Here is a 9894-nt window from a genome sequence, read left to right as displayed (position 1 = left end):
ACATCCGGCGGCAGCAGAAACCCCTGATCGACATCCGCGCGGATGAAGTTCTGCGGCATGCCCCATTCTCCCGCAACTACCGCCCGCACCCGCTCAGGCACGCGGCTTTATGCGACAGGCTCGATCAGGTGAGCTGGTCATCGGGGCTCCTGGCTCACCACTGGTCGTGAGCCAGGAACCCGGACGGTGAGCCAGGACGCCGATGGCGCGGCAACTACCCGGTCGGGCAGGTGCACCTCGCCGGACGGGCCGACCTGTTCCTCCGGACGGCCGGTTCCGCCCCGCTCGCCCTGCCGCAGGGTGTGACGCCGCTCATAGCCTCCGCGCCGACGGCTCCCCGCAGGCAGGCAGGAAGGACCACCCATGCAGGTCGAAGAACTCCTCAAGCCCTTCCCGATCAAGGAGTTCCACCCGTTCCCGCGCGCCCTGATGGGCCCCGGCGCGCACGAGATCATCGGTCCCGAGGCACTCAAGCTGGGCTTCAAGAGGACTCTGATCATGACGTCGGGCCTGCGCGGCACCGACGTCGTGAACAAGATCGCCGAGTCGATGCGCTACCACGGCCTGGAGGTCGTGGTCTACGACAAGGTGGAGTCCAACCCCAAGGACTACAACGTCATGGACGCCGTGGCGATGTACCAGGAGAACGAGTGCGACAGCTTCGTCTCCATCGGCGGCGGATCCAGCCACGACGCCTGCAAGGGCGCCCGCATCTCGGTGGCCCACGACGGCCGCAGCGTCAACGAGTTCGAGGGCTTCAACCAGTCCGAGAACCCCAAGAACCCGCCGCACATCGCCGTCTCCACCACGGCCGGCACCGGCTCGGAGACCAGCTGGGCCTACGTCATCACCGACACCACCACGGACCCGGACAACCCGCACAAGTACGTCGCCTTCGACGACACGTCCGTGACCACACTGGCGATCGACGACCCGGTCCTCTACTACGACTGCCCGGTCGACTACACCGCACAGTGCGGCTTCGACGTCCTCGCCCACGCCAGTGAGCCCTACGTGTCGCGGCTGGACTTCCCACCGTCGCTGGGCAACGCGCTGCACGCGATCAAGATGACCGCCGAGCACCTGCGGCAGGCGGTGTGGAACGGCCAGGACCTCGGCGGCCGGCAGGGGATGATGTACGCCCAGTACATCGCCGCGCAGGCCTTCAACTCCGGCGGCCTCGGGATCATCCACTCGATCAGCCACGCGGTGAGCGCCTTCTACGACACCCACCACGGGCTCAACAACGCCGTCGCGCTGCCTCGGGTGTGGGCGTTCAACATGCCCACCCAGTACAAACGGTTCGCCGACATCGCCCGGGCCATGGGGGTGGACACGCACGGCATGACCGACGTCCAGGCCGCCGACGCGGCGCTGGCCGCGGCGATCCGGCTGCTGCGCGACGTCGGCATCCCGGAGCGCTTCGTCGACGTCACCCAGGACAGCTACTCCAAGAACCGGCTGGGCCAGGGCCCGACCAAGTTCTACGAGAACGCCTCGGTCATCAAGGGCGACGACACGGACGTCGACCGGATCACCAACCACGTCCTCGGCGACGCCTGCACCCCGGGCAACGCCAAGGAGTGCACGTTCGAGACCGTCCGCCCGGTGGTCGAGCACTGCATGACCGGCGACCTCGACGACCTCCTCACCTGACCGTCGCCAGGTCCCGGTCGCGCCGTCCCCGACCCGACCGGGACCTCGACGACCTCCTCACCTGACCGTCGCCAGGTCCCGGTCGCGCCGTCCCCGACCCGACCGGGACCTCGACGACCTCCTCACCTGACCGTCGCCAGGTCCCGGTTGCGCCGTCCCCCGACCCGACCGGGACCTCGACGACCTCCTCAGCCGATCCGACCTACGGTGGGGCGGGGTGACGTGGCTCACCTCGCCCCACCCTCCTGACGAGGAGACTCCTTGACCGTCCAGCCCGTGCCTGCCGACCGCGTGTCCGCCCCCGACTTCGACGGCCCCGACGACGTGGCCCGCGCCTTCGCCGAGCACGGCTACATCGCCGACCGCCGGTTGGCGACGACGACCTTCGTGATGTCCCGCCTGGCCAAGCCGCTGCTGCTGGAGGGCCCCGCCGGCGTCGGCAAGACGGAGCTGGCCAAAACGCTGGCCGCCGCCACCGGGCGCCGGCTGCTGCGCCTGCAGTGCTACGAGGGCCAGGACGAGACCAAGGCGCTCTACGAGTGGGACTACGGCAAGCAGCTGCTCTACACCCAGATCCTGCGGGACAAGGCCGCCGAGCTGCTGGAGGACACCGCCACGCTGGAGGACGCCGTCGACCGGATCGCCGGTGCCGACAGCGCGTTCTTCAACGAGCGGTTCCTCGCCCCGCGGCCCCTGCTGGAGGCCGTGCGCTCCGAGGAGCCGGTGGTGCTGCTGGTCGACGAGGTCGACCGCGCCGACGAGGCGCTGGAGGCGGTGCTGCTGGAGATGCTCGCCGAGTACCAGGTGTCGGTGCCCGAGATCGGCACCTTCGTCGCCAAGGCGCCGCCCTACGTCGTCCTGACCTCGAACAACACCCGTGACCTGTCGGCGGCGCTCAAGCGGCGCTGCCTGCACCTGTTCCTCGAGTACCCCGACGCCGACCGCGAGCTGGAGATCCTCCGGTCCAAGGACACCGGCCTGGCCGACACCGCGGCGCAGCGACTGGTGCAGATCGTGCGCGGGCTGCGCGGCCTGGACCTGCGCAAGGCCCCGAGCATCTCCGAGACGATCGACTGGGCGCGCACCCTCGCCGTCCTGGGCGTGAGCGAGCTGGACGCCGAGATCCTGGGCGACACCGTCTCCGTCGTCGCCAAGTATGAGCGCGACGTGCAGCGCTCCCGGGAGGCGCTGCCCCGGCTGATCGACCCCAACACGACCGTGCCCGAGTCGCTCGGACACGACCATGCTCACGGCCCCACCCACCCCGGGCACACCCACTCGCACGGGGCGCACACCCACGGCGGGCACACCCACGACCACGACCACGAGGACGACGGCCGCCGCGTGCGGGCGGCAAAGGACGCTCCGGGCCGGCACGACCGCAACTACTACGGCCAGCAGGCGCCGACCGAGACCGAGGCGCCGGCCGCCCCACGGCAGGTGCGCGCGGGCCAGGGCGCCCGGTCCTTCGCCGCCAACCGCGGCGGCGCCCGGCGCCGGCCGGTCTGACGTGGAGGGCGCCCTGCACCGGTTCATCCGGCTGCTCCGACTGCGCGGGATGCGGATCTCGACGGCGGAGGCGATCGACGCGTTCGACGCCGCGGCCGCCGTCGGGGTCAGCGACCGGGCGGCCCTGGAGGCCGCGCTCGGTGCGGCGCTGCTCAAGGACCGCCGGGACGCCGAGGTCTTCGCCGACACCTTCGCCCGCTTCTTCTCCCTGCGGGCGGTCGTCGAGGACGCCGACGGCCACGGGCACGCGCACGACGACCTGGCCGACACCGGCGAGCTCACCCGGATGACCTGGTCGCCGGACCCGGACGCCGAGGTGCAGGAGGGGCACAGCCACGGCAAACCGGTCGACATCAAGGAGTTCTTCAAGCCCGAGGACCTCGCTGCGCAGTACAACCTGCACCAGGAGGCGAACAAGGTCGACCTGGCCTCGCTGACCCAGCAGATCGTGCTGTCCTCGGAGAGCCGGGGCGGTCCGGTCGACGACGCGCAGAAGGTACAGCTGGAGGTGTCGCGGCTGCACGACCCGGGCCTGCCCGGCGACCTGGTGCGCGGCGGCGGCACCCAGCTGGACCTGGAGCTGTCCGTCGCCCAGCAGCAGGCGCTGCGCGACTGGCTGGCCGACCCGGTCGGCGACCTGGACCCCGAGGTCGCCGAGGCGCTGCGCCGCCAGCTGGCCGGGGTGATCGAGGACCTGCCCGAGCTGCTCGCCGCGCACCTGCAGAAGCTCGCCGAGATGAGCGACCTGGCCGTCGAGGAGCGGGAGCTGGCGCGGGCGCCGGTGGAGCAGGTCACCGAGGCCGAGCGGGCGCGGATCGAGGAGTCGCTGCGCCGGCTGGCCACCTCGCTGCACGGCGGGCTGACCCACAAGAAGCGCCAGTCGCCGCGCGGGCGGGTCGACGTGGCCCGCACGATGCGCCGCAACCTGCGCTACGACGGCGTCCCCTTCCGGCCGGTGACCACCCGGCTGGCCGAGGACAAGCCGCGGCTGGTCGTGGTGGCCGACGTGAGCCTGTCGGTGCGGACGACGGCGCGGTTCACGCTGCACGTCGTCCACGCGCTGCAGGACCTCTTCGCGCAGGTGCGCACCTTCGCGTTCGTGGACGACGTCGTCGAGATCACCGACCTGTTCGACGAGCACCCGCTGGAGCACGCGCTCGGCCTGGTGTTCGGCGGCGACGTGATCGACGTCGACGCCTCCAGCGACTACGGCGCGGTGTTCGCCAAGCTGGCCGCCGACCACTCCGGCGCGTTCACCCGCCGCTCGACGCTGCTGGTGCTCGGCGACGGCCGCGGCAACGGCAACGCCTCGCGCCTGGACGTCTTCGCCGACCTGACCCGGCGGGTGCAGGAGACGATCTGGCTGACCCCCGAGCCGCGCTACTCGTGGGCGCTCGGCGGCTGCGACCTGCCCGCGTACGCGGAGAGCTGCGACCGGGTCGAGGTCATCCGCGACCACTCGGGGCTGGAGAGCTGGGCGACCGACGTCGTCACCCGCGCCGCCTCCCGCTGAGCGGAGTCGCTCGGGTGCAGGAACCGCGCTCGAGCGACTCCGGTCAGATCAGGCCGAGCTTGCTGCCCGCGTAGACCGCCTCCGCACGCCGGGTCACCGAGAGCTTGCGCATCACGTTGCCGACGTGGAACTTCGCCGTCGTCGCGGAGATGTAGAGCTCACGGCCGATCGCCTCGTTGGAGAGCCCGCGGGCCAGCAGGGTGAGCACCTCGCGCTCCCGGGCGGTGAGGTCGGGCCCGGTGACGGCGGGGGACGGCGGCGCCGCGAGCGAGCGCACCACCATCGTCGCGCTGTGGCTGTCGAAGGCGCTCTCCCCGCGGCGCACCGCCCGGATCGCGGCCGCCAGCGCGACGGCGTCGACATCCTTGAGCACGTAACCGCGGGCTCCGCGCTGGATCGCCTCCAGCACCAGCTGCTGGTCGAGGAAGGTCGTCACGACCAGCACCCCGGGCGCCGGGGCGGTGGCGGTGAGCTGCCCGCACAGGGTCAGTCCGGCGACGTCGGAGCCCGCCGAGAGCTTGAGGTCCAGCAGCACGATGTGCGGGCGGGTGGCGGCGACCAGGTCGAGGGCCTCGGGCGCGGACGCCGCCTCGCCGACGACCTCGATGTCGGGCTCGCGCTCCAGGATCGAGCGCAGCCCCTGCCGGACGATCGCGTGGTCGTCGACGATGACCAGCCGGATGGGCTCAGGCATCTCCGGCCTCCCACGGCATCCGGACCTCCACCCGCACCCCGCCCATCCTGGCCCGCGTGAACCGCACCGTCGCCCCCAGCTCCCCGCAGCGGGAGGCGATGTTGGCCAGCCCGCGGTGGTATCCGTCGTCCCGCCCGGTGGAGGCCCGCAGTGCCCGGCGCAGGACGTCGGGGTCGCCACGGCCGTCGTCGGCGACCGAGAGCCGCAGCTCGGCCGGGCGGTAGGCCAGCCGCACGGTGCTGCGGGTCGCCTGCGCGTGCCGGGCGGTGTTGAACAGGCACTCCGAGGCGATCCGGAACAGCGAGTGCTCCACCTCGGCCGGCAGCTCCCGCGGCCGCCCCTCCACCCGCACGGCGACGGCGAGGCCGGGGACGGGGGCGACGTCGGACAGCCGGCCGAGCAGCGCGGGCAGCCCGTCGCCGTCGCCGTGCCCGTCGGAGGAGAGCGCGTGGATAGCGCCGCGCAGCCGCTCGACCGCCTCCCGGGTGAGCGCCTTGGCGTGCCCGAGTCGCTCGTAGACCTCGGCGTGGTGGGCCACCTCCGGCCGGCACCACTCGATGGTCATCCCGGCCGACAGCACGTGCTGGGCCACGCTGTCGTGCAGTTCGCGGGCGATGCGGTGCCGCTCGGCGTCCACCGCCTCCCGCTGCGCGGCGACGTCCAGCCGCCGCTCGGCCTCGGCCAGCTGTCTGTGCCGCTCGTCGAGGTCGCGCGCGCGCTCCTGGGCTTGCGCGTAGAGCTCCGCGGTCTGCCGGCGCAGCCCCTCGGAGCGGGCCAGCAGGTGCTCCGACAGCAGCGCGACCGCCGACTGGTTGGCCACGATGCGCAGGATGGCGAGGTCCGCGGCGGTCGCCGTCCGGCGGGGCCCGCCGCAGGCCACCAGCGCGCCGACCGGCTCGCCGTCCACCACCAGAGGGACGACGACCGCGCCGTCCGCGGTCTGCCACGGCTCCACCGCGTCGGCCGCCAGCGCCGCGGCCACCGGGCGGCGGACCACCTCGGGCAGCAGGGCCATGTGGGCCACCCCTGCTCCGGACGGGCCGCGGCCGAGCATCCGCGGGCGGGCCAGCGGCAGCGCCGTCCCGGACAGCGCGAGCACCACCCACGGCTCGCCGAGGTGCTCGGCGGTGGCGTCCACGACCGCGCGGCACAGCGCGTCGGCGCCCTGCCCGGTGGCCGAGAGCACGCCCGCGATGTGCTCGAGCGAGCCCAGCGCGCGGTCGAGGTTCTCCGCGGTCTGCCGGTACTCGGCGTACCAGCTGGGCTTGGACGAGCGCAGCCCGGTGAGCTCGGAGATGTCCGGCGCGCGCATCTACAGCGCGTTGCGGAAGAGCGCCGCGATCTCGGTGGAGTCGGCGTCGCGGGGGTTGGTCGACAGGCAGGCGTCGCCGAGCGTGGTGGTGGCCAGCGTGTCGATGTCGGCCTCCCGGACACCGAGCTCGGCCAACCCACGGGGGCAGCCCAGGTCCGCGGCCAGCCGGCCGACCGCGGCGGCTGCCTCCTCCGCCGCGACGTCCGCCGGCATCCCGGCCACGTCGATGCCCATGGCCCGCGCTACGGGGGTGAACCGGTCCGGCGCGCTCCGCGCGTTGAACCGGATGACGTGCGGCAGGAGGACGCCGTTGACGACGCCATGCGGCAGGTCGAGCAGCCCGCCGACCTGGTGGCTCATCGCATGGGTCGCGCCCAGGATGGCGTTGGTGAAGGCCAGCCCCGCCTCGAGGCTCGCCTGCGCCATCGCGGTGCGCGCCGCCGGGTCCTCGGGCCGGTCGAGGGTGCTCCGCAGCGAGCCGCAGATCAGCTCGATGGCGTGCAGCGCGTGGACGTCGGTGAGCGGCCCGGCCGCCCGGGAGACGAACGCCTCGATGCCGTGGGTCAGCGCGTCCAGCCCGGTGGCCGCGGCCAGGTCGTCGGGCATCGTGGTGAGCAGCCGCGGGTCGGTGATCGAGATGTCGGGCACCAGGGCGCGGCCGATGAGCGTGGCCTTGAGCCGGCGGGTGGTGTCGGTGATGACGGCGAACTGCGAGACGTCGGCCCCGGTGCCGGCGGTGCTGGGGCACATCACGGTCGGCGGGATCGCCGCGGTGACCTTGTCCACGCCCTCGTAGTCGAGGATCCGCCCGCCGTTGCTCGCGACCACCGCGATCGCCTTGGCCGCGTCGATCACCGACCCGCCGCCGAGGCCGACGAGGACGTCGCAACCGCTCTCCAGGTACCGCTCGGTCCCCGCGGCGACCTCGTGGTCCTTGGGGTTGGCCGTGAGCTCCTGCCACACGGTCGCGCGCAGCCCGGCCTCGGCGAGGTGGCCGGCGAGCTCGGCCCACCAGCCGGCCTCGACCAGCCCGGCGTCGGTGACGACGAACGGACGCTGCGCGCCCAGCCGGCGGGCGGCCCAGCCGGCCTCGGACAGCGAGCCCCAGCCGAACACCACCTCGGGCACCAGGTACTTGGTGAACGCTCCGCCGGTGGGGGCCGGCCGCGGCGCGAACCCGGCCGGGCGCGGAAGTCTGACCGGCGCGACGGCGGTCATCGTCGCCTCGCTCGGGGAGCGCACGCGGCAGCGGACACGACGACCTCCGGGGTCTCGGCGGTGCCGCCCAGACTAGGCCCGGTCGTGACCACTGTCACACGGTTCGGTCGCGCGCGACCGATCGGGGTCAGGTGGTGAGCCAGTCCCCCAGCCCGGCCAGCAGCCGGTCGACGTCCTCGTCGTCGTTGTACGGCGCCAGCCCCACGCGCAGGCCGCCGGCGTCCCCCAGCCCCAGCCATCGGGACGCCTCGATCGCGTAGAACGACCCGGCCGGGACGTTGACCCCGCGCTCGGCGAGGAAGCGGTACGCGTCGGCGGCGTCCCGCCCGTCGAAGGTGAGCAGCAGGGTCGGGGTGCGTCGCTCCGCCCGGGACCACACCGTGACGCCGGGCAGCGCGCGGACGCCGTCCTCGATGCGCTCCCGCAGCCGGTCCTCGTGCTCCTCGAGCGCGGCCATCCCGGCCTCCAGCCGGGCGCGGCGGTCCCCCTCGGGGCCGCCCAGCCCGGCGAGGAAGTCGACCGCCGCGGTGGTGCCGGCCAGCAGCTCGTAGGGCAGCGTGCCGAGCTCGAACCGCTCGGGGACGGCGTCGGTGGAGGGCAGCAGCTTGTCCGGGCGCAGCGTCCCCAGCAGGTCGGGCGGGGCGACGACGCAGCCCACGTGCGGGCCGAGGAACTTGTACGGCGAGCAGGCGTAGAGGTCGGCGCCGAGCGCGGCGACGTCGACCGCGGCGTGCGCGGTGAGGTGCACGCCGTCGACGTAGGCGAGGGCGCCGGCGTCGTGCGCCAGCGCGGTCATGGCAGCGATGTCGGGCCGGGTGCCGATGAGGTTCGACGCGCCCGTGACGGCGACCAGCCGGGTCCGGTCGGAGAGGTGGGCGGCCACCGTCTCGGGGGCCAGCTCGCCGGTGGCCGGGTCGAACTCCGTCCACCGCACGGTCGCGCCGCGGGCCTGGGCGGCCTGCACCCACGGGCGGACGTTCGCGTCGTGGTCCAGCCGGGTCACCACGACCTCGTCGTCCGGACCCCAGCCGGCGGACAGCACCCGGGAGAACTCGTAGGTCAGCGCGGTCATACTGCGGCCGAACACGACCCCGCCCGGGTCGCCGCCGACCAGGTCGGCGACCGCCCGGCGCGCGGCCAGGACGACGTCGTCGGCGTTGCGCTCGGCCTGCGTCGTCCGGCCGCGGTTGGCCAGCGGCGCCGTCATCGTCGCGGCGACGGCGGCGGCCACCGGCTCGGGGACCTGCGAGCCGCCCGGCCCGTCGAAGTGGGCGGCCCCGGCGCGCAGGGCGGGGAAGCAGGCACGGACGGCGGCGACGTCGTAGCTCACCCGAGCAGCATGCCGCGCCGCGTTCCGTGCACACACCGCGGTCTCCCGACGGGCCGGGACCGCGGTGCGTGCACGAGCCGACGTCAGCGGCCGAGCAGACCGCCCAGTCCGCCACCGCTGCCGCCGAGCTTGCTGATCAGGTCCATCGGGCTCAGGCCCAGCTTCTCCAGCAGGCCGGCGTGCTCGTCGGTGTCGACGGTGCCCGGAAGCTCCTGGTCGGCCTGCTGCGCCTTGGCGTCGTCGCCCTGGGAGCGGAGGAGTTCGAGGATCTGGCTCTTGTCGATCTGCATGGGTGGGCTGTACCCGGAACCCGGGGGTCCACGCCCGCAGGTCACGACGCCGAGCGCACCACCCGGTCGGGCCGGACGTCGACGGCGACCGCCCGTCCGCGCCGCAACCACCTCGTGAGCGCGCCGGAGACGTCGGCGACCTCGACCTCGGGTCCGCCCTGCGGCCGCACCGCCAGCCGTCCGGGGGCGAGCAGCCGCAGCCGCGCCGTCCCGGGGCCGAGGACGTCGTCCACCGGCACCTCCCGGCCGCCGAGCCATCCCCACAGCCACGGTCCCGACCGGGACGCGCCGCCCCCTCCGCCGGAGGTCCTCGCCCGGCGACGGCGGGCGGTCTGGCTCATGCTGCTGCTGCTCGTGCCGGTCGGCCTGGCC

8 protein-coding genes and 1 pseudogene are annotated in these 9894 nt (G+C 73.8%); 3 read left to right on the top strand and 6 right to left on the bottom strand.

Going from position 1 to position 9894, the window contains the following annotated elements; translation table 11 throughout:
- Nucleotides 1–363: 363 nt before the first annotated feature.
- The 3 genes from mdo (at nucleotide 364) to E4P41_RS19910 (ending at nucleotide 4678) form a co-directional block, all read left to right on the top strand.
- Nucleotides 364–1656, top strand: a complete 1293-nt coding sequence (mdo, locus tag E4P41_RS19920; RefSeq protein ID WP_135142967.1) for an NDMA-dependent methanol dehydrogenase — start codon at nucleotides 364–366, stop codon at nucleotides 1654–1656.
- A gap of 276 nt (nucleotides 1657–1932) precedes the next feature.
- Nucleotides 1933–3165 (top strand): MoxR family ATPase, encoded by a 1233-nt coding sequence (locus E4P41_RS19915; RefSeq protein WP_245177512.1) that lies wholly within the window; start codon nucleotides 1933–1935, stop codon nucleotides 3163–3165.
- 1 nt (nucleotide 3166) lies between these two features.
- Nucleotides 3167–4678, top strand: coding sequence for a VWA domain-containing protein (locus E4P41_RS19910; protein ID WP_135142966.1), 1512 nt, complete (start codon nucleotides 3167–3169; stop codon nucleotides 4676–4678).
- A 43-nt stretch (nucleotides 4679–4721) separates the two neighbouring features.
- On the opposite strand, the gene E4P41_RS19905 is transcribed toward E4P41_RS19910, so the two are convergent.
- From E4P41_RS19905 to E4P41_RS22830, 6 genes and pseudogenes are all read right to left on the bottom strand, one after another.
- A complete protein-coding gene (locus E4P41_RS19905; protein ID WP_135142965.1) occupies nucleotides 4722–5372 on the bottom strand; it encodes a response regulator transcription factor in 651 nt (216 codons plus the stop codon).
- Complete coding sequence (locus E4P41_RS19900) at nucleotides 5365–6684, bottom strand: histidine kinase (protein WP_135142964.1); 1320 nt, start codon at nucleotides 6682–6684, stop codon at nucleotides 5365–5367. The genes E4P41_RS19905 and E4P41_RS19900 overlap by 8 nt, the downstream gene beginning before the upstream one ends.
- The gene (locus E4P41_RS19895) at nucleotides 6685–7902 is read right to left on the bottom strand and encodes an iron-containing alcohol dehydrogenase (RefSeq protein WP_209307822.1); all 1218 of its coding nucleotides are present in this window, start codon (nucleotides 7900–7902) and stop codon (nucleotides 6685–6687) included. It abuts the gene before it with no gap.
- A gap of 127 nt (nucleotides 7903–8029) precedes the next feature.
- A complete protein-coding gene (locus E4P41_RS19890) occupies nucleotides 8030–9232 on the bottom strand; it encodes a cysteine desulfurase-like protein (protein ID WP_135142963.1) in 1203 nt (400 codons plus the stop codon).
- Between the two features lie 83 nt (nucleotides 9233–9315).
- Entirely contained in the window at nucleotides 9316–9522 is a 207-nt protein-coding gene (locus E4P41_RS19885; RefSeq protein WP_135142962.1) for a hypothetical protein, read from the bottom strand.
- A gap of 41 nt (nucleotides 9523–9563) precedes the next feature.
- Nucleotides 9564–9894, bottom strand: a pseudogene (locus E4P41_RS22830) (hypothetical protein); the annotation flags it as partial.

Origin of the sequence: Geodermatophilus sp. DF01-2, assembly GCF_004571065.1 — a bacterium.
Taxonomy (GTDB): domain Bacteria; phylum Actinomycetota; class Actinomycetes; order Mycobacteriales; family Geodermatophilaceae; genus Geodermatophilus.
This window is presented reverse-complemented; position numbering and strand designations above follow the sequence as displayed.